Source organism: Candidatus Pelagibacter sp. PS_28 (assembly GCF_059417885.1).
The window spans coordinates 238,045-262,643 of record NZ_CM182070.1 but is presented as its reverse complement, the minus strand read 5'-3'; the positions used below and the strand labels follow the sequence as shown (position 1 = coordinate 262,643).

The 24,599-nt window shown below is 30.3% G+C and carries 22 protein-coding genes; 4 read left to right on the top strand and 18 right to left on the bottom strand.

What is annotated here, in order from left to right; all coding sequences use genetic code 11:
* Window positions 1–138: 138 nt before the first annotated feature.
* Both AC5SMR_RS01365 and speB read right to left on the bottom strand, forming a co-directional pair.
* Window positions 139–1,575, bottom strand: a complete 1,437-nt coding sequence (locus AC5SMR_RS01365; RefSeq protein WP_494577098.1) for an aldehyde dehydrogenase family protein — start codon at window positions 1,573–1,575, stop codon at window positions 139–141.
* A gap of 14 nt (window positions 1,576–1,589) precedes the next feature.
* Complete coding sequence (gene speB / locus AC5SMR_RS01360; protein ID WP_494577097.1) at window positions 1,590–2,555, bottom strand: agmatinase; 966 nt, start codon at window positions 2,553–2,555, stop codon at window positions 1,590–1,592.
* Between the two features lie 58 nt (window positions 2,556–2,613).
* Here speB and AC5SMR_RS01355 point away from each other — a divergent pair, with 58 nt between their 5' ends.
* From AC5SMR_RS01355 to AC5SMR_RS01345, 3 genes are all read left to right on the top strand, one after another.
* A complete protein-coding gene (locus AC5SMR_RS01355; RefSeq protein WP_494577096.1) occupies window positions 2,614–3,351 on the top strand; it encodes a putative zinc-binding metallopeptidase in 738 nt (245 codons plus the stop codon).
* On the top strand, window positions 3,351–3,995 hold the full coding sequence (locus AC5SMR_RS01350; RefSeq protein ID WP_494577095.1) for a peptidylprolyl isomerase: 645 nt from the start codon (window positions 3,351–3,353) through the stop codon (window positions 3,993–3,995). Before AC5SMR_RS01355 ends, AC5SMR_RS01350 begins: the two co-directional genes overlap by 1 nt.
* 81 nt (window positions 3,996–4,076) lie before the next feature.
* Window positions 4,077–5,285 (top strand): primosomal protein, encoded by a 1,209-nt coding sequence (locus AC5SMR_RS01345; RefSeq protein WP_494577094.1) that lies wholly within the window; start codon window positions 4,077–4,079, stop codon window positions 5,283–5,285.
* On the opposite strand, the gene AC5SMR_RS01340 is transcribed toward AC5SMR_RS01345, so the two are convergent.
* The 15 genes from AC5SMR_RS01340 to AC5SMR_RS01270 all read right to left on the bottom strand — a co-directional run bounded on the left by AC5SMR_RS01340 (window position 5,282) and on the right by AC5SMR_RS01270 (window position 20,621).
* Window positions 5,282–7,504, bottom strand: coding sequence for a 3-hydroxyacyl-CoA dehydrogenase/enoyl-CoA hydratase family protein (locus tag AC5SMR_RS01340; RefSeq protein WP_494577093.1), 2,223 nt, complete (start codon window positions 7,502–7,504; stop codon window positions 5,282–5,284). The two genes, AC5SMR_RS01345 and AC5SMR_RS01340, sit on opposite strands and share 4 nt — an antisense overlap.
* 56 nt (window positions 7,505–7,560) lie before the next feature.
* Complete coding sequence (locus AC5SMR_RS01335; RefSeq protein ID WP_271486547.1) at window positions 7,561–8,415, bottom strand: ABC transporter permease; 855 nt, start codon at window positions 8,413–8,415, stop codon at window positions 7,561–7,563.
* A 3-nt stretch (window positions 8,416–8,418) separates the two neighbouring features.
* Entirely contained in the window at window positions 8,419–9,666 is a 1,248-nt protein-coding gene (locus AC5SMR_RS01330; protein WP_494577092.1) for an ABC transporter permease, read from the bottom strand.
* An 82-nt stretch (window positions 9,667–9,748) separates the two neighbouring features.
* Window positions 9,749–10,864, bottom strand: a complete 1,116-nt coding sequence (locus AC5SMR_RS01325; RefSeq protein WP_494577091.1) for an extracellular solute-binding protein — start codon at window positions 10,862–10,864, stop codon at window positions 9,749–9,751.
* A gap of 133 nt (window positions 10,865–10,997) precedes the next feature.
* Window positions 10,998–12,086, bottom strand: a complete 1,089-nt coding sequence (locus AC5SMR_RS01320; RefSeq protein ID WP_494577090.1) for an ABC transporter ATP-binding protein — start codon at window positions 12,084–12,086, stop codon at window positions 10,998–11,000.
* A gap of 58 nt (window positions 12,087–12,144) precedes the next feature.
* Window positions 12,145–13,311: a M24 family metallopeptidase gene (locus AC5SMR_RS01315; RefSeq protein ID WP_271766612.1), complete on the bottom strand. Its 1,167-nt coding sequence runs from the start codon at window positions 13,309–13,311 to the stop codon at window positions 12,145–12,147.
* A gap of 3 nt (window positions 13,312–13,314) precedes the next feature.
* Window positions 13,315–14,088 carry a 3-methyl-2-oxobutanoate hydroxymethyltransferase gene (gene panB / locus AC5SMR_RS01310; protein ID WP_494577089.1) on the bottom strand — a complete coding sequence of 258 codons (774 nt, stop codon included), beginning with the start codon at window positions 14,086–14,088 and terminating at the stop codon, window positions 13,315–13,317.
* Between the two features lie 2 nt (window positions 14,089–14,090).
* Window positions 14,091–14,510, bottom strand: coding sequence for a VOC family protein (locus tag AC5SMR_RS01305; protein ID WP_278386540.1), 420 nt, complete (start codon window positions 14,508–14,510; stop codon window positions 14,091–14,093).
* Window positions 14,511–14,536: 26 nt separating this feature from the next.
* Entirely contained in the window at window positions 14,537–16,102 is a 1,566-nt protein-coding gene (gene guaA, locus AC5SMR_RS01300) for a glutamine-hydrolyzing GMP synthase (protein ID WP_494577088.1), read from the bottom strand.
* Complete coding sequence (locus AC5SMR_RS01295) at window positions 16,092–16,529, bottom strand: tetratricopeptide repeat protein (protein WP_494577087.1); 438 nt, start codon at window positions 16,527–16,529, stop codon at window positions 16,092–16,094. The genes guaA and AC5SMR_RS01295 overlap by 11 nt, the downstream gene beginning before the upstream one ends.
* On the bottom strand, window positions 16,529–17,605 hold the full coding sequence (gene guaB, locus AC5SMR_RS01290) for an IMP dehydrogenase (RefSeq protein ID WP_494577086.1): 1,077 nt from the start codon (window positions 17,603–17,605) through the stop codon (window positions 16,529–16,531). The genes AC5SMR_RS01295 and guaB overlap by 1 nt, the downstream gene beginning before the upstream one ends.
* Window positions 17,606–17,642: 37 nt before the next feature.
* Window positions 17,643–18,254, bottom strand: coding sequence for an RlmE family RNA methyltransferase (locus AC5SMR_RS01285; RefSeq protein ID WP_006997257.1), 612 nt, complete (start codon window positions 18,252–18,254; stop codon window positions 17,643–17,645).
* Window positions 18,255–19,166, bottom strand: coding sequence for a glycosyltransferase (locus AC5SMR_RS01280; RefSeq protein ID WP_494577085.1), 912 nt, complete (start codon window positions 19,164–19,166; stop codon window positions 18,255–18,257).
* Window positions 19,167–19,970: a CDP-diacylglycerol--serine O-phosphatidyltransferase gene (pssA, locus tag AC5SMR_RS01275; protein ID WP_494577084.1), complete on the bottom strand. Its 804-nt coding sequence runs from the start codon at window positions 19,968–19,970 to the stop codon at window positions 19,167–19,169.
* A 3-nt stretch (window positions 19,971–19,973) separates the two neighbouring features.
* Window positions 19,974–20,621, bottom strand: coding sequence for a phosphatidylserine decarboxylase (locus AC5SMR_RS01270; RefSeq protein ID WP_494577083.1), 648 nt, complete (start codon window positions 20,619–20,621; stop codon window positions 19,974–19,976).
* A gap of 77 nt (window positions 20,622–20,698) precedes the next feature.
* Between AC5SMR_RS01270 and AC5SMR_RS01265 the strand changes: the two genes are divergently transcribed.
* On the top strand, window positions 20,699–21,913 hold the full coding sequence (locus AC5SMR_RS01265; RefSeq protein WP_006997261.1) for an NADP-dependent isocitrate dehydrogenase: 1,215 nt from the start codon (window positions 20,699–20,701) through the stop codon (window positions 21,911–21,913).
* Here the strand turns inward: AC5SMR_RS01265 and alaS are convergent.
* The gene (gene alaS, locus AC5SMR_RS01260; protein ID WP_494577082.1) at window positions 21,906–24,575 is read right to left on the bottom strand and encodes an alanine--tRNA ligase; all 2,670 of its coding nucleotides are present in this window, start codon (window positions 24,573–24,575) and stop codon (window positions 21,906–21,908) included. The two genes, AC5SMR_RS01265 and alaS, sit on opposite strands and share 8 nt — an antisense overlap.
* Window positions 24,576–24,599: the final 24 nt, after the last annotated feature.

Sequence of the window (24,599 nt, the reverse complement as noted above, 5' to 3'; positions counted from 1 at the left end):
AACACTACCTGCGACATTATGGATTATTTATGTTATGTAAAGTATAAAGCGATACAACTTCTAGTTTAGAAAATTAACTAATAAATATAGGGTTTATTGAATTGCAGAAAACCTATTATGAACAGCAATTTAGTTAAATTAATCGTTCCAACCGCTAACTACTTTAACTTCTAAATATTCTTCTAGACCTAATTTACCTGCTTCACGTCCAATACCTGAATGTTTGTATCCACCAAAAGGAGCATCAGGAGCTAAGCCTGCACCATTAATATCGACCATTCCTGATCTTAATTTTCTAGCAACTCTATTCGCTTTTTCTTGATCTTGAGTTTGAATAAAATTTAATAATCCATACGGAGTGTCATTAGCTATAGCAATAGCTTCTTCTTCAGTTTCGAAAGGTATAATTGACAAAACAGGACCAAATATTTCTGTTCTTGCAATCTGCATTTGGTTATTAACATCCGCGAATGCTGTAGGTTTAACAAAATAACCTTTATCAAGGCCATCTGGTTTGCCTGTTCCACCAGCAACTAATTTTGCACCTTCGTCAATTCCAACTTGTATTAATGTTTGAATTTTTTCAAATTGAGTTTTTGAAACAACAGGACCAATATGATCACCATTTTTTGTTGCAACATCAACTTTCATTGAGTTAGCAAAATTTTTAACTCTTTCCACTGCATCTGCATAGATTGATTTTTCTACTAACATTCTTGTTGGAGCATTACAGGATTGCCCTGTATTTCTAAAACATCTAAGCGCTCCTCTTTCAACTGCTTCAGCATCAGCATCTTTAAATATAATGTTAGCACCTTTTCCTCCAAGCTCTAAACTAACTCTTTTAAAGTCTTTTGCCGCATTTTCAGAAATTAAAGCACCTGCTCTAGTTGATCCTGTGAATGAAACCATGTTTACATCGGGGTGACTTGTTAATGCATTTCCAGTAACTGCACCATCTCCATTTACTAAATTAAATACACCTTTTGGTAATTTAATTTCATCAATCATTTCTGCTAAAATCATCGATGATAAGGGGGCTATCTCAGATGGTTTAAGGACCATTGTACAACCTGCAGCAATAGCTGGTATTACTTTTAAACAAACTTGATTCATCGGCCAATTCCATGGAGTTATTAACGCGCAAACTCCTTTTGGTTCATGCAAAATATTATTATTAAGAGCATGTTCTCCTAATTTTGCTTCAAATGTGTATTCTTTTAAAACTTTTATATAAGATTTTATGTGACTAGCACCAGTTCCAGCTTGTAATTGAGTTGAAAAATCAATTGGGGCTCCCATTTCAAGGGAGATTGCTTCAGCCATATCAGCCCATCTTTTTTTATAAACATCATATAAGGCTTCTAAATATTTTAATCTTTCTTCTTTTGTTGAGAATGCCCAAGTTTCAAAAGCTTTAGTTGCAGCTCTTACTGCATCATTTACATCTTCTACTCCACTTAAAGATATAACTGCGCATTCCTCTTCTGTTGAAGGGTCAATTACTTTGAAATCATTTGATTTTTTTGGAGAAACCCATTCTCCATTTATATAAAAATTTTTTTTATCTAGCATTCCTAAAAATTATATTATCTTTTAACTTTTGCAAACAAATTAGTTAATTCATAAACAATTGTAGCTGCTGCTAAAGATGTAACTTCTGCATGGTCATATGCTGGAGACACTTCAACTACATCCGCAGAAATTAAATTTAAACCTGAAAGGCCTCTTATGACATTAACCATTTCTCTTGTAGTCATTCCTGCAATTTCAGGTGTACCTGTTCCTGGTGCAAAAGCAGGATCCAAAACATCTATATCAATAGATAAATAAAGTGGATTGTTTCCAACTCTTTTTCTTATTCTTTCAGCAATTTTATCTGTACCTTGTGTTTGAAATTCATCACAGTGAATGATCTTAAAACCAAACTCTTCATCATTTTTTATATCATCTCTACTGTAAAGAGGACCTCTAATCCCAACATGCATTGAAGCATCATCTAAAAATAAATTTTCTTCTCTTGCTCTTCTAAAAGGAGTTCCATGAGTGTAGGGTGCTCCAAAATATGTGTCCCATGTATCTAGGTGAGCATCAAAATGCACTAAAGCAACTGGCCCATTATTCATTTTATTAATAGCTCTTAGCAAAGGAAGAGCAATTGTGTGATCACCTCCTAAACTAATAATGCCACCTACTTTACTTAAAAGTTCTGTAGCGCCCTCTTCAATTTGTTTAATGGCTTCATCAATATTAAATGGATTACATGTAATGTCGCCTGCATCAGCAACTTGCTGAACTTTAAATGGTTCAACATCATAACTTGGATGATAATTAGTCCTTAAATGTCTTGATGCCTGCCTAATACTCATGGGTCCAAATCTCGCACCAGGTCTATAACTAGTGCCTGCATCAAATGGAATTCCAACAATTGCTACGTCACAACTCTCAACATCTCTTAATTCTGGTAATCTTGCAAATGTAGATGGCCCAGCAAATCGTGGAACTTTAGTTCCACTTATTGGTTGTATTGGATTTTTGTTTCTTTCTTTTTTCATTTTATAAATAAAATGTACCACATTCTTTAAGAATGGAATATCTTCTATCTTTAAAATTATGAACTTAATAAGAGCTATTTTACTATTAATTTTTTTAATTACACCTCTAAAGGCAAATACTATTTATAACTTAATTAAGATACCTAACTTAGAGGTTTATGAAATAAATACTAAAAATAAACTTAGATATTTTTATGCAGCTAGACCCTTCCGACTAGGCACTCAAAAAAACATTGTTTGTTCAAATCCTAATAAGAAAGATTTAGAATTAAAATATAAGATTATTCATAAAAATCTTAATAGATACTCTTATGACTATCTAAAAAAAATTAATCTCAAATATATTGTAATGTGCGAAAATTTATCAATCTCAGAAATATATACAGCTGGTATTCCAGATAATGTAATGAAAACATTAATACTAGATATCAAATTTAATCAGAAATATTTTGAAAGAGTAATTCATCATGAAGTTTTTCATGTAATGCATCTTCAGCACAAAAATATTTTTAATGAAGAAGAATGGGCTAAATTTAATAATTTTGAATTTAAATACGCTGAATGCTCTACTTGCACAAAGAATATATCTTTAGAAAAATATCAAGAGACTAATGGGTTTTTTACAGAATACTCTAAATCAACAGCTTCAGAAGATATGGCAGAAGTTTATTCACACATGATTTTTTTAAAGAAAAAAGAAATTAATCAAATTCGTAAATTTGATCCTATTTTAAATAATAAAATTTCATATATTGAAAATAAAATAAAAGAAATAGATAATTCTTTTACTTTCTAATGATAAAAAAAATTAAAGCTTCTAAATCAGAAAAACTTATTTTTATTTTTTTGATCCTACTAGCTATCACAACTTTCTTCACATATTTTATAATTAAAAATAAATGTTTATTTGTTAAAAATATTGATCCAAAGAATATTACTTTTAAGAATCCAAATAATATCGCAATTTTAAATGTACCTTGTGGAAATGTAATTATAGAACTTTATCCTAACATTTCACCTAATGCAGTTCAAAGATTTGTAACTTTAATTAGATCTAACGCTTATGAGAATATTGCTTTTCATAGAGTAATCGAAAATAAACTTATCCAGGCTGGTGACCTAGAATTTGGAAAAAAAGGAAATTTAGATTATGGAAAAATTGGAACTGGAAAATCAGGTTTAGGTACAATTAAATCTGAAATTGATAATAATTTTAATTATACCAAAGGTAGTGTCGGATTAGCTCGAACATTTAAGAATGACACTGAAGACAGTCAATTTTTTATAATCCTACAGGATGAACCATTATTTGAAGGCGAATATACACCCGTTGGTAAAGTTCTTTATGGTTTCGAAGCATTGAAAAAGATAAAATCTGATAAACGCTCAGAGTATATATTAAGACCAGATTTTATTAATTCCTTTAAAATGCTTAATTAACAATGAATAAAATTTCAAGTTGAACCCATTTTAGTCACTCTACAACTATTATTATTAATTAAAAATTGATGAGATACGTTTGTGAAAAATGTCCTAAAAAATACAATTAGGAAAAAAATTAATTTAAGTAAAAAAAAATTAATTGAACAACCCTTAAAAATTTTAAAAAAGATTAATATAGAAAAATTAACAAATTTCACATCATCTTCACTAATAGAAAAATACAATGATTTCAAAGAAAGAGCTAAACAAAAAGAACTGCGTAGAATTAAATTAATAAAAGAAGAAAAAATTAAAGAATTAAAAAAAGAAAAGTTAGAACAAGAAAAACAAAAAAAAGAAGAAATAAAGTTAATTAAACAAAATGAATTAAATCTAATAAAGGAAGAAAAACAAAGAATAGCTAATGAAGAAAAACTGAAAGAAAAAATTATAAAACAACAGCAACAGATTGAAAGAAAAAAAATTAAACTTGAGTCTCAAAGAATTAAAGCTGAAGAGCAAAAACTAAGAGATGAAGAAGAGGAAAAAGTAAGACAAGATGATTTAAAATTAAAAGAAGAAAAACTAAAATTAGAATTTTTTGAAAAGCAAAGAATAAGACAAGAGCAACAAAAAGCTAAAATTGAAAATGATAAATTAATGGCTCTTGAGAAACAAAAAGCCCGTGAAGCTAAACAGAAAATAAAAGATGAAGAAGAAAGATTAAAAAATATTGAGATTGATAAACAAAAAAAAAATATACAAAAGTTAATTGAAGAAGAGCATAAATTAAATTATCAAAAACAAAAACTTGAAGAAATTGAACAAAATATCAAAAAAATTGAAAGTGAAAGAATAAGAGAAAAAGAAATAAAAATATTAAAAGAAGCTGACGAGTTAAGAGAAAAAGAAAAACAACTTAGACTAAAAGAACAATTAGAAATAGAAGAACTTAACAAATTAAGATTAAATGAACTCAATCAAAGAAAAATCCAGGAAGAATTACAATTAAAAGAAGAAAAAATAAGATTAGAAAATTTAAGAGAACAAAAAATAATTCAAGCTAGAATTCTCGAAGAAAAAAGAATTAAAGATGAAGAAGAGAGAATAAAAGAATGGGAAAGGAAATTTGATGAAGAGCAATTAGCAAAAGAAGAAGAATTGATTAAAAAATTTAATGACCAATTAATTAAAGAAAAAGAACAAAGTGAAAAGATAATAGAATTTAAAAAAGAAGAAGTAATAGAAGAAAAAAAAGAAGAAATATTAGAAAACGAGGTAAAGAAAGAAGAAGATGAAAGATATTAGTTAATTAAAGCCTTTCCTGTTGCTAGTGTGTGTTTAATACGGTCTTGAGTTTCTTTTGTCTCTATTAATCTCATGAAAGCATCTAATTCTAATTTAAATAAATCATCTTCTGATAAAATTTTATCTATAGTTGTATCTCCTCCACTCAAAACATGAGCCAGTTCTTTTGCAACAGTAACGCCGTGATCACGAATTATTTTTTTATTATAAAGGTTTTCTATAATTTTATTCATTTCTGTTAAAATTTCTTTTCCTGGTAGTTTAAATTCAGTCTCTGTTAGAGTTTTAAATTCTTTATTGTCGTCTAAGATCTTTTTTGAAACTTCTAGTAAACTATTTCTATTCATTATTTTTTTATCTTCTGGTCTTAAGTATTTTAATGGTTCTGCCTCAATTGGTGAAGTTGCTGTTTTTCCATAACCAATAATATCAAATACTTTAAGTGGTGCATAATGAGGATCTTTTTTAGCCTCATCTGTATCAAACCATCTTGCCAACATTTCCTTACATCCACCTCCAGCTGGTATCAGTCCAACTATTGTTTCCACTAATCCAACTACAATATTTGTATGTGAAGCAACAAAATTACTTTGGACCATTACTTCAAATCCACCTCCTAGAGTTAAACCTGATGGTGCAGATATCACCGGGTGATTAGAATACTTAAGATGCTTGCAGGTTTCTTGAAAGTATCTAATAAATTTTTCTATGGATTTAAAATCATTTTTGTTCGCAAAATCCATTGTATAACTCAAGTTTACTCCAGCAGAAAATTGCATACTTTCATTTATTATAATCAAAGGTTTGTCAGTGGCTTTTTTTAAAGCATCCATTGAATCGTAATCTAGAGCATTTGCTTTAGTGGTAAACTCAACAATATTATAATCTTTAAATCTATATATCAGTGCTGAACTGTTTCCATCAACACTTAATGCTTTCTTTTTAGCTTTTCCAAACGTTTCAATGTCAGTGTATTTTTGTCTAGATCCATAAAAATCTTGATTTCTATTTTCAGATAAATTTTCTAAAAAAGCATTTCCCTTAAAGTCGTCTATTTTACCAAAAAAAGTTTCAACTCCGATTTCCTCCAACATTTCAAATGGACCTTTAGTCCAGTTAAAACCTAATCTCATTGCTTCATCAATATCATTGAAATCTTTTGTAATTGATGGAACTAAAGAAGAAGCATATTTGATAATCTTAGAAATAACAGACCAAGCATACTCACCATACTTGTCCTCTCTAGATATTAATTCTTTAAGGTCTATTTTGTCTGATTTAATATTAATTTTTTTACTTACAGAGTATTCTCCAGTTTCAAGATTAATTGCTTCCATAATCTTAACTTCACCAGTTTTGTTAACTCTATAAAATCCACCCTTGCCTTTTCGGCCAGTATATCCTGTTTCAATTAATTTTTTTACTAAAGGAATTTCTTTTGCAACTACTTGAAAAGGGTCATTTTTTGATAATTCTTTAATAAAACTTTTTAAAACATCAGCCATTAAATCAATACCAATTAAATCATAAAGACCAAACACACCTGTTTTTGGTATACCCATTGGTCTTCCAAAAATTGCATCAGCTTCTTCTATACTAAGTTTCATTTTAAAAGCCTCAGTCATTGCAACTTGCATTGCATAAACACCTATTCTATTTCCTAAAAAGCCTGGCGTGTCATTACAAATAATTGCACCTTTTCCAAGTTCTGTTTCACAAAAAGCTTTTAGAGAGTTTATTTTATCTAAATCATTATTTTCATTTTTAACTATCTCTAATAATCCCATGTATCTGACTGGATTAAAAAAGTGAGTAATGCAAAAATCTTTTTTTTCTTTCTCTGATAAGTGTTGAGATAATATTTTGATAGGAATAGATGATGTGTTTGAAGATACTATCGCACCTTTTTTTCTTTCTTTGAATATTTTTTTATAGATATCATGTTTAATATCTATTCTTTCAACAACAGCTTCTACTACCCAGTCAGCTTCTTTTACTTCATCAAAATTATCTAAAATGTTTCCTACTTTAATGTTTTTTATTTTGGACTTATCTAACAAAAGTGGTGGTCTCGATTTGTAAATTTTATCCCGTGCTTGCTCACTTATTTCAGTTTTTAAATCTAATAAAGTTACTGGAATATTTGCATTACATAAATGTGCAGCAATTCCACTACCCATAGTTCCTGAACCTATAACTACTACTTTTTTAATTTTCATAAGATTTTAAAATCGAAGAATTGTTTATAATAAAAAAAATGATCTTAGTAAATCAATTACCTGTTAATTCCTCTTAGTCTTTCAGATCTTCTTCTTAAAAGTTCTGCGCTAACAAGAATTAATGTGGACATTATAATTAAACAAGTTGCCACTGCCATTATTGTTGGGCTTAGCTGTTCCCTTAGACCAACCCACATTTGAATTGGAATAGTAGTGTTTTCAAGTCCTGCTAAGAATAACACAACGACAACTTCATCAAATGAAGTTACAAAGGCAAATAATGCACCTGAAATAACACCTGGTAAAATTAATGGTAATGTTATTTTCATAAAAGTATTAACTGGATTACTTCCTAAACTTGCAGCAGCTCTTGTAACACTATGGTCAAACCCTGTTAATGTTGCTGTTACTGTAATAACTACAAATGGTGTACCTAAAATAATATGTGCTAAAATTATTCCTGTATGCGTTGCAGCTAAACCTACTTTTGCCATAAAGAAGAATATTGCTGTTCCTGAGATAATTAACGGCACAATCATTGGAGATATTAATAAAGCCATGAACGCTGCTTTATATGGCATATGTCTACTACTTAAACCTAGCGCTGCAACCGTTCCTAAAATTGTAGAGCCAATGGTTGCAAAGAAAGCAATAAAAATACTATTCTTTGCAGCAAGTCCCCATGGATTTTTAGTTCCATAAATCATATCCTCATACCATCTTAATGAAAATGCGTCAGGGTCAAGTGCTAACATTCCTTTAGAAAAGTGAATATATTGCTCTGCATTAAATGAAAGTGGTAAGATTATAAACAGCGGCGCAATTAAAAAGAAAAATACTAATGCACAAATTGTTAAATAAGTGTAGTGCCAAACTCTATAATTCCATGATGTATAATTTGGTAATGACATAATTTATCCTAATTTAATATTATCTATTCCTACTAATTTATTATAGATCCAGTAAATAGTTAGGACACCAACCAACAGCATTGTTCCTAATGCAGCAGCAAATGACCAATCTAGAGAACTTTTCATATGATAGGCAATTGTATTACTAATCAAAGACCCACTTGCCCCTCCAACTAATGCAGGAGTTATATAATAACCTATTGCTAAAATAAAAACTAACAAGGATCCGGCACCAATTCCAGGAATTGTTAATGGAAAATATATTTTTCTAAATGCTACAAATGGTGTTCCACCCAAAGATTTTCCAGCTCTCATTAAGCTTGGAGATATTGTTTTCATCACACTGTAAAGCGGTAAAACCATAAATGGTAATAAGATTTGAGTCATTGCAACAAAAGTTCCAATTACATTATACATCAATTCTGGTCTGGCATCGTTTGCTGCAAGTCCGAGCCATACAATCAAATCATTAATTGGGCCTTGTTGCTGAAGTAAAACCATCCAACTTGAGGTTCTGACCAATAGTGATGTCCAGAATGGAAGAAGCACACATATCATCAGTAAATTACTATATTTCATGGGTAATGTAGCTAATAAGTATGAAATTGGATAAGCAAGCATGAAGCAAAATATAGTTACCCAAAAAGCAACTTTAAGAGTTCTTAGCCAAAGTATTTTATGAATTCTTCTGTCTTCATCTTGTTGAACGATGTTTCTGTCTGGGTCAAGTTTTAAATCCACACCTTTTAAGTATTTAGCATATGACCATTTTGGTGCAGTATTCTTTAGAGCAACCCAGTAATCTACATCTCTCCAGATTTTATGAGTTTCCATAAACTGCTCTTTGTAGTTACTCTTTTCAAATTTCTTAATTTTTCTATTTGTTTTTTTTAATCCACTACTAAAACCAGATTTTTCATAGTTTAATCTCTGATATAATTTTCCAGCTTCTTTATTAATAGCCAATGGATAGAAATCCTTGTAAAAAGCTTCATATACATCCTCTTCTGGTAACTCTTTACCATCCCATTTCTTAAGTGCTGCAAAAGTATTTGGTAACTTACTTGTAATCATACGATCATCAACACTTCTAAATAACATATCACCTATCGGAAATACGTATGTAATTATAAGAAATAAAAATAAAGGACCTACAAGCATTAAAGCCTTTAGCTTATTTTTTTTCTCAGCTTTTTTTAAGCTTATCTCTAAAGGTATTCCGTCTGATGATAATATCTTTTCTGTACTCATATATAAAATTTTAAAAAAAAAGGGCGGTTATTATGTAACCGCCCTAGTATTTTATAACAAAAACTTAATCTATAAAACTAAATTATAGTCCAGCTTTCATTGCTTCCCATTTTTCACCAATTTCATCCTGGTTATCTGCCCAGAATTCAGGGTTCATAAGAATGTATGATTTAGTGTTCGCAGGGGCTGTTGGCATATGTGGTACCATGTTAGTCTTACCATCTTTAAACCAAGGTTCTCCTGCTTCCATGATAGCGATTGAAGATTTTCTCCAAGGAGCGTAAGCAATATACTTAGCACTTCCTGCTAAACCTTCAGTACTTGTCATTTCTCTAAGAACTTTCATAGCTTTTCCGTTAGCATCGTTAGGTCCACCTTTAACCATAGCGAAATACTCATAGTCAAGAATTTGAGAGTCCCATACTTGTACAATTGGAGTTCCTTCCATTTGTGCATTGAAGAATCTACCATTCCAACCAGTAGCCATAACAACCTCACCGTTAGCTAATAATTCTGGTGGCTGAGCTCCAGCATTCCAGAATACACATCCACCTTTTGGATCTGCACATAGTGCTTTGATTTTAGCAATTGCTTTATCAACTCCACCATCAGCTTCAAGTTTGCTGTAAATCTTATCACCACCTTTACCAGCTTTTGTACCTGCTGCCATAGCTAATTCTAAGTTAGACATTGCACCTTTGTAGATAGCTCTTTTACCAGGAAACTTTTTAGTATTAAAAAAGTCTTTTGCTGATTTTGGAGTACCTTTTACATTGTTTTTATTGTAAGCAAAGTTCCAAGAGTACAGAATGTTTCCAACTGCACATTTAGAAGGCATGCTTGTAAAGAAGTCATCAGAAGCTTTTGTTCCATCTGGAGCAGGAGCAAAGTCTTTGTCGAAATCGAATTCAACAAAAATACCTTCATCACATCCAATGATAGTATCTTTTGCATATACATCAATGATGTCCCAAGTGATTTTTCCAGCTTCTTTTTGAGCTTTAATTTCTGATAATCCACCAGTGTAGTCTACCCAATTAACAGGTATTCCTAATTTTGCTGCTGTAGGATCACCATACCCTAATTTTTGACTTTCAGTGTAAGCACCACCCCAAGACACTACAGTAACTGCAAATGCTGAAGTTGTGATAGAAAGTACAAAAGATAGAGCAAGTAATAATTTACTTATTTTTTTCATTTTCTCTCCTATTTAACGTTAACGTTTGTTAATTTATAAAGTGAAAGTAAAACAATATAGATAAGATTAGTCAACAGGCAATTATGTCAAATTTGCCTTTATTTATTTATATTTTTTTAGAAATTTTTAAAGATTACTTTTGATCTAAAGCTCTGCAGTCAATACTGTTCCAGCCTATATTAAGTACATTACCTTTTTTAAGATCTAGTCTTGCAGTGCTGTTTGGTACTTTAAGGATAAAATCTTTATTTCCTAATAAATCAACTCTAAGTCTTGTGTGATCACCATGATAAATAATTTCCTCAATTTTACCTTTGTGATTATTGTCCATTTTATCCTTAGGGTCTATAATTGCTCTTTCAGGTCTTAGTGAAACTTTAGTCTTATCCCCTTTTGCTTTAACAGCAACTGGATTTGCTAAAATTTCTGTGCCATTTTCTAATTTAACTTTACATTTGTCTCCTGAAATATCTAAAACTTGACCTGAAAATTTATTATTTTCTCCAATGAACTCAGCAACAAATGAATTAACCGGTTTTTCATACAATTCATCTGGACTTGATAGTTGCTGAACTTTACCATCATTGAAAACTGCAATACGGTTTGACATTGTTAATGCTTCAGTTTGATCGTGTGTAACATACACAACTGTTACACCAATACTTTCGTGAATATGTTTAATTTCATATTGCATACTCTCTCTTAAATTTTTATCTAAAGCTCCAAGTGGTTCATCCATAAGTACTACTTGTGGATCAAAAACTAAAGATCTCGCCACAGCAACACGCTGTTGTTGTCCACCAGATAATTGCATAGGCATTCTTGCTTCAAAACCTTGAAGGGATACCATTGATAAAGCTTTATCAATTTTTTTATCTGCTTCGTCTTTTGGAATTTTTCTCACTCTTAATGGAAAAGCTAAATTTTCATAAACTGTCATATGTGGAAATAAAGCGTAGTTTTGAAATACCATTCCAATCCCTCTTTTGTGAGGTGGAATATTTGAAATAATCTTACCATCTAAATAAATTTCTCCATGAGTTGGAGTTTCAAAACCAGCAAGCATCATTAAACAAGTTGTTTTACCAGAGCCAGAGGGTCCCAACATAGTTACAAACTCACCTTCTTCGATGTCTAGATTTAGTCCTTTAACGACAAGTACTTTGCCATCGTAGCTTTTGTCTACATTGTCAAATTTTACAAATTCTTTATTTTTAATCATATTTTTTAAATGAATTTAAAACATTTGTTTACTTGTTTATCAAGTTTTTTTATTTCAATTATTTAATGTGCAGATCTTTTGAAAAATTACAAAATAATTCACATCCTTTGTCAGTTATTCGTATTGCTTCTGATGCTTCAACTCCCCACCCCCCAAATTGCATTACAGCAATCATATGAAAAGTAACATTTGGTTCTAGAATAGTCATATCACCTTTAGATATATTAAGAGTATGCTCACCCCAATCAGGTGGATAACCAATTCCTATTGAATAACCAGTTCTAGAGGTTTTTTCTATTCCATATTTATCTAAAATTTTCCAAAAAGCTTGTGCAACATCATCTGCAGTTTGTCCAGGTTTTGCAGCATCTATTCCAGCTTGAAGTGCCTCATTAGTTTTATTCATAGTATCAATTTTCAATTGATCTGGTTTTCCAAGTAAAACTGTTCTAGCCATGGGACAATGGTACCTTTGATATACCCCTGAAAGCTCTATTATTGTAGCCTCACCCTCTACAAACTTATCTTGAGTTGCTGTTAAATGTGATGCTGAAGTACCTTTCCCTGTTGGAAGTAGCGTTGCAATACTTGAATATTCACCACCAAATTCTGGCGTTCCATAAAATAATGCTTTTTGAATTTCACCCACCGCATCACACTGCCTGACACCAGGATTTATAACGTCAATTGCTGTTTGCATTCCTTTTTGAGAAATTATTGCTGCAGATTTCATAAGTTCTATCTCTGCATTAGATTTAACAACACGAGCCCAATTAACTAATCTTTCAGAATCTTTTAACTTAACGTTTGGTAGCCCTTGTTTCATTTTTTCATAACAATAAGCTGTAAAATAATGACTATCCATTTCTAAACCTATTGTAAGTTTATCCCATTTTCTTTCTTTTATAATTTCTACTAAATTATCAAATGGATGAAGTGGCCATGTATGAATATATTTTTCGTCATAGACTAAAATATTTTCATTTTTTAAATAAGTTTTTATATAAGCTCCACCTGAATCTTGCTTTCTTACCCAGCATAATGGCTCATCAGCATTCACATGTACAATTACAGCTTGAGCATAATAAAACGACCAAGCATCATAACCAGTTAAATAGTTCATATTGGCTGTATCACTAGAGATTAATAGTTCAATGTTTTTTTCTTGCATTGCGCTTTGAACTTTTTTTAATCTTGCTTTGTATTCTTCTTTGCTAAAATTCATATCTTAATAACTATTAGTTTTCTTTGGAAATTTCTTATTTTTAACTTCATTTTTAAATTTAATTATAGCAGTATTAATCTGTTTTGTAATATTAGAAAATTTTTTAACAAATCTAACTTTTATTGGGTTTAAACCTATTAGATCGTCAGTAACCAGAACTTGTCCGTCGCAGTGTACTGATGCACCAATACCAATTGTTGGAACTTTAACAGTTTTTGTAATTTCTTTTGCTAATGAACTTTCAACACACTCTAAAACAATTGAAAATACACCAGCTTCTTCTAAAAGTTTAGAGTCCTTTAAAATTTTATTTCTTTCTGTTAACTTTTTTCCTTTAAATTTAAAATTTGTTGCAGATTGTGGAAGAACACCAAGATGTCCCATTACTGGAATTTTATTCTTAATTAAAGTTTTAATTATTTGAACAACTTTTTTACCCCCCTCAAGCTTAATTGCATCACACTTCGTTTTAGACATTATTTTTTTTGCATTATTTAAGGCTTCTTTTGGGTTTCGGTAAGTATTATGAGGCATATCTACTACCATTAAGCTTTTTTTAACACCCATTCTTACACTTTTAGAATGTTCAATCATCATATCTAATGTCACTTTTTTTGTGGAAGAAAAACTATAAAGTACAGATCCAAGGGAGTCGCCTACTAAAACAAGATCACAGTGTCTATCTACTATTGATGCAATATTCTTAGAGTAAGCAGTAAGACTTATAATTTTGGATTTATTTTTTTTTTTAATAAAGTTTAAGATTTTTTTGTTCATTTTTACCAAACACCTTCATTTTTCATTGAGGCCCAAGGTTCTTTAATTTCTAAATTACCCTCTTGTAAAATTTCTATAGAAATATTATCAGGAGATCTGACAAATGCCATATGACCATCTCTAGGCGGTCTATTAATTGTATATCCCATATCTTGAAGTCTCTCACAAGTTTGATAAATATTTTCAACACGGTATGCTAAGTGACCAAAATTACGAGATCCATCACCTAACTTATCACCATCCCAATTGTAGGTTAGCTCTAGTTCAGCTTTTTCATCGCCAGGTGCTGCTAGAAAAATTAAGGTAAATCTGCCTTGCTCATTTTCCATTCTTCTAGTTTCAATTAAACCTAATCCCTTACAGTAGAAATCTAATGATTTTTCCACGTTTGAGATTCTGATCATGGTGTGTAAATATTTCATAATATTATGTACTCTATAGTAAAGTATTACTCTAATTCAATGGTACTAGGTGGTTTTGAAGTAACATCATAAACAACTCTGTTTATACCTCTAATATTATTAATAATTTGATTAGAAATTGATTGCATAAAACCTTTAGGAAAATCAAAAAAATCAGCAGTCATTCCATCTTCAGAGGTAATTGCTCTTAACAAACAAATATGTTCGTAAGTTCGATTATCTCCCATAACACCCACAGTTTTTACTGGTAGGAGTGCAGCATATGCTTGCCAAATTTTATCATATAACCCATGTTCTCTTAAAGCTTTTATAAAATAGAAATCAGCCTCTTTTAAAATTTTAATTTTTTCATTAGTTATAATACCAGGCATTCTAATAGCTAGACCAGGACCAGGAAATGGATGTCTAGAGATTATGTCATTAGATAAATTAAGTTCTAATCCTAATTTTCTAACTTCATCTTTAAATAAAAATTTAAGAGGTTCTACTAATTTTAATTTCATTCTTTTAGGAAGGCCCCCCACATTATGATGTGATTTTATTTTTGAAGTTTGACTACCAGTCACAGATTTACTTTCAATTAAGTCGGGATAAAGAGTGCCCTGAGCAAGAAATTTAACATTCTTAATTCTATTTGCATATCTTTCAAATATTTTAATAAATAGATTACCAATGATTTTTCGTTTTTTTTCAGGATCAGATACATTTGTTAATTTTGTAATAAATTCTTTTTCTGCATTAACATAAATCAAATTAATTTTTAATTTTTTCTTAAAAGTATTAACTACTTGTATTTCTTCATTTTTTCTTAAGAGACCGTTATTAACAAAAATACAAGTTAAATTTTTTCCAATTGCTTTGCTTAATAATTGTGCAACCACACTACTATCCACACCACCCGACAATCCACAAATTACTTTGTTGTCACCTACTTGCTCTTTAATTTCATTAATTAATTTTAATTTTTGATCTTTTGATGACCAGTTTTTTTTAATTTTACAAATAAGAAAAACAAAATTCCTTAATAAAATTTTACCTTTATTAGTGTGTGTTACTTCAGGGTGAAATTGTACACCATAAAAATTTTCTTTAATATTTTCAATAATTGTTAATTTAGAGTTTTTTGTAGAAGCTATAATTTTAAAATTTTTTGGCATTTTTGATACTTGATCAGCATGGCTCATCCAAACATCACTTCTATTATTTTTATTAAAAAAATTCTTAGTTAAAATACTATTGGAGACTTTACTTATAGTAGCCAAACCAAACTCTCTATGTTTTGATTTTTTAACTTTGCCACTTAATAGTTTTGACAATATCTGATGTCCAAAACATATGCCTAGGATTGGAATTCCAAGTTTCAATATCCTCTTATCAAATTTAAATTTATCATTTTCGTAAACATTAAGAGGACCACCAGACAGTATTATTCCAGCAATATTATCTTTTGCAATTTGAGCTATTTTTATTTTTTTATGACTTACAATTTCTGAAAAAACTCCTAATTCCCTTACTCTTCTTGCAATTAATTGTGTAAATTGAGAACCAAAATCGATTATTAAGATTTTACTTAAATTATTACTAAGACTCATTTTTAGGTTCCAAATTCTTTAAGGATTCTAAAATAGAATTTTTCTTATCACACAATTTATTGCAAATTTTTGAAAAATTATCTGCTAGTTCTTTTACTTTGGAATAATTAGATCTTTTTAACTCTATTTCTATAAGCATGTAGTTTGCTTCTTCATTTTTTGGATCAAGTAATAACACTGTATCTATATTTTTCTGTTCTTCTCTTTTGTTCTCTTCAAAATTATAAATTTTTGCTAAATACAAATATGAATCTTTGTCCTTAGGGTTAAAAACAATACTTCTCTGAAACAAAAATTTAGATTCTTCATATTTTTGTTCATCATATTTATTTTTTCCTTCTTCAAAAAAGTTATTTTCTGCAAAAGAAGAGCTTCCAAAATTTAAAATTAAAAATAGGACAATTATTAATTTGTTTATTGTTCTCATTAATACTTGCTCTCATTTTTAACTTGATCAACATTATGAACCATACTTTCATAAAAACCAGCCTTAGTTATTTTTACAAAATTCGGTTTATTTTTAAGGTTTGGTACTTTTTTAGCACCAAGATATCCCATAGATGATTTTAATCCTCCAATTAATTTATAAATTATACTTTTAACATCACCTTTATATTTCACAAAACCTTCTACTCCTTCTGGAACATATTTAGATATATCTTTTTGTTTGGTTTGAAAATATCTATCAGCTGATCCTTTATTCATCGCCCCAACTGATCCCATTCCTCTAAAACTTTTAAATAACTTACTATTTTTTTTAATTAATTTTCCAGGTGTTTCTAAGCTTCCTGCAAACAAAGAACCAATCATTATAGCATCGGCACCTGCTGACAATGCTTTAGCTAAATCCCCTGAATATTTAATTCCACCATCTGAAATTATTTTTACTTTATTATTTTTAACACCTTTTTTAACTGCAAGGATCGCACTTAATTGCGGTACACCAATACCTGCAACTAGCCTAGTTGTACAAATTGATCCTGGCCCTATTCCAACTTTAATAATATCTACTCCTAATTTTATTAAAAATTTTGCTGCTTCAGTTGTTGCAATATTTCCAGCACATAGAGTTGTTTTGTTTGTTTTTAATTTTTTTATAGCTTTAATGATTTCAGCTACTTTTTTGCTATGTCCATGAGCTGTATCCACAACAATTAAATCAACTTTTTCTTTTAAAATTGCTTTTGCTCTTTTAAGTTCTAATGGACCAGCTCCAACTGCCGCACCAACTAATAAGTTTAATCTTTTAACCTTTTTAATTTCTTCAACTTGTTTTTTAATATCCAAATTTCTGTGAATTACACCAATGCCTCCAGCTTTAGCTATTGCTATTGCCATTTTGCTCTCCGTAACTGTATCCATTGCAGAGGATAATAAAGGTATTTTTAATGTTAAATTAGATGATAATTTAGTGCTGGTATCAACTTCAGAAGGTAAAACTTCTGAGTATTTTGGTGCCATTGTAACATCGTCAAAAGTGAGAGCTTCTTTTATAGGATCCATAATCATTTATATATGATTCCCCTCAAAAAAAAAGTCCCTATCTTAAGATTTTACAAATAATAAAACTTTCCTTAGATTCTTTTCTGCTAGACTTGGGTTTAAACACCTTCACTTCTTTAAATAATTTTTTACCCAAAGCAACAATTTCGTTAAATGATGAGCCTAGAAAAATCTTAGAGACAAATCGTCCTTCTTTAACCAACATTTCTTTGGAAAAATTCATAGCCTCCATTGCAAGTTCGCCAGTATAAATTGCATCTATATCTTTTATACCCGTTGTATTTACAGCCATATCAGAGACAACAACATCAACTTTTGATTTGAATAAAGCTTTTATTTTTTCTTGAGATTCTAAATCAGTAAAATCACCTTTGATTTGGATTGTATTCTCGATTTCCTCCATACCTTTTAAGTCGATTGAAACCAATCTTCCACTTTTTACTGTTCTTGAAATATATTGAGACCAGCTACCAGGTGACGCCCCTAAATCGATTACAGATATTCCATTTTTAAATATCTTAAATTTTTCATCTATTTCTATTAATTTATATGCTGATCTGGCTCGATAACCGTCTACTTGAGATTGTCTAACATAAATATCTCTTTTTTGTTTATTAATCCAGTTTTTAGAGATTCTATTTTTTTTCAATTAATGACCAAACCTTAAGCTTTTTGATAAAATTTTACCTTCTAAAGTTTTTATGTCTATCTTTACTTCTCTATGTAATCTCATGTCTTTATCTCCATTCCAAATTCCAGAGGCAAGATGTATTATTCCTATATTATGATTGGGCAAATAAGGTTCAACAAACTTTTTTTCTTCATCATTAAATTTTGGTAAAAGATTACTAACTAACCAGTTACAATTATGAGGCAAGAACTCTGTTTCTAAATCGTCAATGTAAACTGACATGTTAATAGCCAATTGTTCTGAACCAAAAATATTTCCAGCTTTAAGTGTTTGTTCTAAATTTTTTTGCCAAGTCGTCCAGCCGGCTGAATTTTTTTCTAAAGAAAAAACACCAATATTGATATGTGGGGCAAAAGCAAGCTTCCGAGCTTTATCTATTCCAATTTTTGACTTTATTGCATGTTTAAAATTTTGAGATTTAATTATTGCTAATTGCCCAAATACCCATTTAACTTTAGACATTATTTTATATCCTGGTGTAAAGGTTTGAGTAATTCCTAATTTTCCATTTTCACAGGCCTTAAAATAAAGCTCTATTGAACTCCAATCCCCTACCCAAGCGTCACAGTCTATCCATAAGAATTTTTCATAACTAGGAAAATATTTTGGTAGAAAGGCTCGAGATACTTGACTCTTTAGCCACTCTTTTTCTTTTACCTTGAAGGCTGGAACGTCAATATCCCATTCGGCTGATTTAATTTCATCAACTTTTTTTGATAATTCATTTTTCTGTTTTTCAGATAAACCTGCATCTAAGATACAAATTGCTATATCTTTGCTTTGTTCAAAACTTTTAATAGAATCGACCAATTCATTAAGTAATTCAAAGTAATTTGAGTCTGCCAGAGATACAATTACATTTTTTTTCATCTATAGAATATCTTCAAGGTCTTCTTTAGTGTCACTTTCACCATTTAAAATGTTCTGTTTATGAATTTTTTGATAACTAAAATATCCAACTGGAATTAAGCAAATATAGATTAATCCACAAATAACTAAAACTTTAAATGTGTATATTAACAAAAGTCCAAAAAATAAAACAACACTAAACAATGCAAAAATTGTCAAATGACGAGGAATAGAAATTCTTTTAAATGCAAATGTAGGTACTTTACTGATCAATAAAAATGATATCAAAATAAACAGTATTGGTACTACTATATCGTAATTAATTTTGATTAAATTTATCTCGCTTAGACTTAATATTAAAGGCATCAATACCAAAATTCCACCTGCAGGTGACGGCACACCCTCAAAGTAATTATCCTTCCATGATGGTTCAGAGTTTGAACTTACATTAAATCTTGCAAGTCTAAGGGCAACGCAAACTACAAAAATCATTGTGAGTAACCAGCCAAATTTACCTAAATTATTTAAAGACCAAAAATACATTATAAAAGCAGGAGCTACTCCAAAGCTAATTAAATCCGCCAATGAGTCTAATTCTTTTCCAACTAAAGAAGTTCCTTTTAACATCCTAGCAACTCTGCCATCTAATGCATCAAAAATTGCGGCAAACATAATAGCTATAATAGATAATTCAAACTTTGCATCTAATGCAAATTTAATAGAACTTAATCCAATACACACATTTATTAATGTCAGTGCATTAGGCAAAAGCATTCTAGCTTTTTTATCTGATACTATTTTAAAATTATTTTTTGGTTGTTCCATAAGCTACTTTTTAGCTAATAGTGTTTCACCAGCAATTGTTTTTTGTCCAACTTTAACTAACGGCTCATAATTCTCAAAATAAACGTCCGCTCTACTTCCAAATCTAATTATGCCAATTCTTTCACCTTGTTGTAATTGTTGATCTTTTGAAGATTCACAAACAATTCTTCTGGCAATTAAACCGGCAATTTGAACAACTATTATTTCTTCGCCATGAGTATTTGTTATCTTGTAATAGTTTCTTTCATTGTCTTCACTTGCTTTATCAAGTGATGCATTTAAAAATTTTCCAGGCTTATAAAGTATTTCTGAAATTTTACCTTCACAAGGAGTTCGATTTACGTGACAGTCAAATACGTTCATAAAGATACTAATCTTAGTAAATTTTCTATCTTCTAAACCTAATTCTTTTGGACCATCTACTTCATGGACCATCAAAACTTCACCGTCAGCAGGACTGGTTAGATAGTTTTCATCATTTATTGAAATTCGTTCTGGATCTCTAAAAAAATAATAAACCCATATCGATAATACTAGACCAATTAATCCTAGAAAAGTGCTCAGGACATATAAAAATATTGTTACAATAATAGCTATCGCTAAAAATTTGTAACCTTCAGAATGAATTTTTGGGAAAATTTTCTCTAACATAAGCTTCTATTTGATAATTTTTTATTAATATGTATATAAAGCACTAAATTACAATTACTAATATATATTATTCATTTATGGCTAAAATAAAGGTTAAAAATCCAGTTGTTGAACTAGATGGTGATGAGATGACTAGAGTCATTTGGGAATTCATCAAAAGTAAACTGATTTTGCCTTATTTAGATTTGGATATTAAATACTACGATCTTGGTATGAAAAGTCGTGACGATACAGATGATCAAATAACAATAGATTCTGCTAACGCAATTAAAGAACATAGTGTTGGTATAAAATGTGCAACAATTACACCAGATGAAGCGCGTGTAGAAGAATTTAAGCTAAAAAAAATGTGGAGATCTCCAAACGGAACGATACGAAATATTCTTGGAGGTACAGTTTTTAGAGAGCCTATAATTTGTAAAAATATTCCAAAACTTGTTCCAACTTGGACAGATCCTTTAATTATTGGAAGACATGCTTTTGGCGATCAATATAGAGCAACAGATTTTAAAGTACCTGGTAAAGGTAAAATGGAAATAAAATGGACTGCAGAAGATGGCAGTGATGAAATTAAATATGAGGTCTTTAACTTTCCTGGACCAGGGATTGCTTTATCGATGTACAATTTAGATAAATCTATAGAAGACTTTGCAAGATCTTGCTTTAACTATGGAATAATTAAAAAATGGCCCGTTTATCTTTCTACTAAAAATACTATTTTAAAAATTTATGATGGTAGGTTCAAAGATATCTTCCAAGATATTTTTGATAAAGAGTTTAAATCTGATTTTGATAAACTTAACATTACTTATGAGCATAGACTAATTGATGACATGGTTGCTTGCGCTATGAAATGGAGTGGTAAATATATTTGGGCTTGTAAGAATTATGATGGAGATGTTCAATCTGATACTGTGGCTCAAGGTTATGGATCATTAGGGCTAATGACAAGTGTTCTTCTTGCACCTGATGGAAAAACTATGGAAGCAGAAGCAGCTCACGGAACTGTAACTAGACACTACAGAATGCATCAAGAAGGTAAAGAGACTTCTACAAATCCAATCGCTTCAATTTTTGCTTGGACTAGAGGTTTGGCACATAGAGGAAAATTAGATGGTAATGAAGATTTGATTAAATTTTCAACTACATTAGAAAAAGTTTGTATTGATTGTGTTGAAAATGGATCAATGACAAAAGATTTGGCAATTTTAATTGGGCCCTCAAGTAATTATCTAACGACTAATCAATTTTTAGATGAATTAGATGGTCAGCTTAAGAAAAAGCTTAATTAATTAATTTTTTAATATTTTCAAAAGACTCTTCAATTTTATTAGGCAAAGTTCCACCAGCTTGTGCAAAGTCAACTCTGCCACCACCGCCTTTACCCCCAATAACTTCTGAACCAGCTCTAACAATTTTTACGGCATCAAACTTTTCTTCTAATGTTTTGGTAACACCTACAGCTAAGCCAACTTTATTATCATTGATTGCATAAATTATAATTAATCCCTCTCCAATTTCTTTTTTGCCTTCATCAATTAGCTTACGTAAATCTTTAAATGGTAAATCTATAATATTTTGAAATCTAACTTTAAATCCATTAATAGTTTGATCGTTGATTTTATTTTTATCTTTATCTTTTAATATTGAGATAACTGAAAGTTGATCAAATTGTCTATTAAGGTCTTTTATTAAAGTTACTTGATCCTTGTTTTGAAGATTAGGTTTTCCTCCTAATTTAATAATCTTTGCCTCTAATTCTTTTATAACTGCCTCATTTTTTTGATCCGACAAATTGGATTGGTTTTCTTTTTCCTTTAAAAAATCAACTAACTGCACATCTCTTAACGCTTCAACTCTTCTTACGCCTGCAGCAATAGATGATTGGCTAATAATCTTAAATTTTCCAATATCAGCTGTGTTTACAACGTGTGTTCCTCCACATAACTCAGTTGAGAAAAATTTACCTTCTTCATCTCCCATAGACAAAACTCTAACTTCATCGCCATATTTTTCTCCAAATAAAGCTAGGGCACCATTTTCAACAGCTTCTTTAGGTGTCATTATTCTTGTTTTCACCTCTGACTTTTTTTCAATTATTGAGTTTACATAATGTTCAATTTTTCTAATCTCTTCATCTGAAATAGGTTTCATGTGACTAAAATCAAATCTTAATCGATCAGATTGAACTAAAGATCCTTTTTGGGTTACATGCTCACCCAAAACTCTTCTTAATGCTTCGTGCAATAAATGAGTGGCAGAATGGTAAGCTCTAATATTATTTCTTCTTTGAGTATCAATTTTTAATTCAACACTATCATTTAATTTAATTGAACCTTTTGTTACTTTTCCATAATGAACAAATAAATCCCCTAGTTTTTTTTGTACATCAGATACTTCAAATTCAAAATTTTGCGCACAAATTATCCCTATATCTGCAACTTGCCCTCCTGACTCTCCATAAAAAGGTGTTTGATTAGTAATAATGATGCCCTCATCGTCTAGACCTAAACTATTAACTTCTTTGTTTCTTTTTAATAATAGTTTTATTACTCCTTCTGCTTCATTCGATGCGTATCCTAAAAAATCTGTATTACCAATTTTATCCTTGATACTAAACCAAATTTTATCTAGAGAGCTATCTCCAGATCCTTTCCAATTTTTTCTAGCTAATTCAACACTTTGTTTCATCAATTCACCAAATCGTTCTTTATCAAATTTTAGTGACTTTGATTTTAATATGTCCTCTGTGAGATCTAATGGAAATCCATAAGTTTCGTATAATTTAAAAGCAACATCGCCTGGTAATATTTTTCCTGCTTTTGATATTTCTTCATCTAATATTTTCATTCCTCTATCTAGTAAAACTAAAAATTTTTCTTCTTCAGTTTTTAATGTTTCTTTTATTAAAGATTGTGCTCTTTCAAGTTCTGGATAGTTTTTAGACATTTCTTCTAGAAGCGTTTTAAAAATATTATAGAAAACTGGTTTTTTAGAACCTAGTAAATGTGAGTGTCTCATTCCACGTCTCATAATTCTTCTTAGAACATAACCTCTTCCTTCATTAGAAGGTAAAACTCCTTCTGCTAATAAAAATGAACTTGCTCGTAAATGATCTGCTATTACTCTAAAACTTGATTGATTATCATCAGTTACTTTAACGTTTAATGTGTCAGATGCAGATAGTATTAGTTTTTTAAAATGATCTGTTTCGTAGTTATCGTGTGTTCCCTGTAGTAGTGCAGCTATTCTCTCAAGACCCATACCCGTATCCACAGATGGTTTTGGTAAATTTATTCTCTTATCTTTTGAAATTTGCTCATATTGCATGAATACTAAATTCCATATTTCTATAAACCTATTACCATCCTCGTTTTTAGTGCCAGGTAAACCACCCTCTAGATGATCACCGTGATCATAAAATATTTCAGAACATGGTCCACAAGGCCCTGTGTCACCCATAGACCAAAAGTTATCTGACGTTGCTATCTTGATTATTCTATCATCACTAAAACCAGCTATTTTCTTCCAAAAGTTAAATGCTTCTTCATCGTCATGATAAACTGTTACATAGAGGCGATTTTTATCAATTCCGAACTCTTTAGTTATTAAATTCCATGCGTAACTAATTGCCTCTTCTTTAAAATAATCTCCAAATGAAAAATTTCCAAGCATTTCAAAAAATGTATGGTGTCTTGGTGTATAGCCTACATTTTCAAGGTCGTTATGCTTACCACCTGCCCTTACACATTTTTGGGAAGTTGTTGCTCTTACATAGTCTCTTTTTTCTAATCCGGTGAATACATTTTTAAATTGTACCATTCCTGAATTTGCAAACATTAATGTTGGATCATTATTTGGAACTAAATTACTAGACTCAACAATCTTGTGATCATTTTTTTCAAAATAATCTAAAAAAGTTGTTCTGATTTGATTTAGCGTTATGTCAGCCATATAATTAAAATACAGCTTTTTTAT

Coding starts and splice junctions, on each gene's coding strand:
- guaB (WP_494577086.1), bottom strand. CDS start 17,605: ATGGATCCTATAAAAGAAGCTCTCACTTTTGACGATGTTACAATGGCA.
- AC5SMR_RS01265 (WP_006997261.1), top strand. CDS start 20,699: ATGGCTAAAATAAAGGTTAAAAATCCAGTTGTTGAACTAGATGGTGAT.
- AC5SMR_RS01335 (WP_271486547.1), bottom strand. CDS start 8,415: ATGTCATTACCAAATTATACATCATGGAATTATAGAGTTTGGCACTAC.
- AC5SMR_RS01350 (WP_494577095.1), top strand. CDS start 3,351: ATGATAAAAAAAATTAAAGCTTCTAAATCAGAAAAACTTATTTTTATT.
- AC5SMR_RS01365 (WP_494577098.1), bottom strand. CDS start 1,575: ATGCTAGATAAAAAAAATTTTTATATAAATGGAGAATGGGTTTCTCCA.
- AC5SMR_RS01330 (WP_494577092.1), bottom strand. CDS start 9,666: ATGAGTACAGAAAAGATATTATCATCAGACGGAATACCTTTAGAGATA.
- AC5SMR_RS01355 (WP_494577096.1), top strand. CDS start 2,614: ATGAACTTAATAAGAGCTATTTTACTATTAATTTTTTTAATTACACCT.
- AC5SMR_RS01305 (WP_278386540.1), bottom strand. CDS start 14,510: ATGAAATATTTACACACCATGATCAGAATCTCAAACGTGGAAAAATCA.
- AC5SMR_RS01295 (WP_494577087.1), bottom strand. CDS start 16,529: ATGAGAACAATAAACAAATTAATAATTGTCCTATTTTTAATTTTAAAT.
- panB (WP_494577089.1), bottom strand. CDS start 14,088: ATGAACAAAAAAATCTTAAACTTTATTAAAAAAAAAAATAAATCCAAA.
- alaS (WP_494577082.1), bottom strand. CDS start 24,575: ATGGCTGACATAACGCTAAATCAAATCAGAACAACTTTTTTAGATTAT.
- speB (WP_494577097.1), bottom strand. CDS start 2,555: ATGAAAAAAGAAAGAAACAAAAATCCAATACAACCAATAAGTGGAACT.
- AC5SMR_RS01340 (WP_494577093.1), bottom strand. CDS start 7,504: ATGAAAATTAAAAAAGTAGTAGTTATAGGTTCAGGAACTATGGGTAGT.
- AC5SMR_RS01325 (WP_494577091.1), bottom strand. CDS start 10,864: ATGAAAAAAATAAGTAAATTATTACTTGCTCTATCTTTTGTACTTTCT.
- guaA (WP_494577088.1), bottom strand. CDS start 16,102: ATGAGTCTTAGTAATAATTTAAGTAAAATCTTAATAATCGATTTTGGT.
- AC5SMR_RS01320 (WP_494577090.1), bottom strand. CDS start 12,086: ATGATTAAAAATAAAGAATTTGTAAAATTTGACAATGTAGACAAAAGC.
- pssA (WP_494577084.1), bottom strand. CDS start 19,970: ATGGAACAACCAAAAAATAATTTTAAAATAGTATCAGATAAAAAAGCT.
- AC5SMR_RS01315 (WP_271766612.1), bottom strand. CDS start 13,311: ATGAATTTTAGCAAAGAAGAATACAAAGCAAGATTAAAAAAAGTTCAA.
- AC5SMR_RS01280 (WP_494577085.1), bottom strand. CDS start 19,166: ATGAAAAAAAATGTAATTGTATCTCTGGCAGACTCAAATTACTTTGAA.
- AC5SMR_RS01270 (WP_494577083.1), bottom strand. CDS start 20,621: ATGTTAGAGAAAATTTTCCCAAAAATTCATTCTGAAGGTTACAAATTT.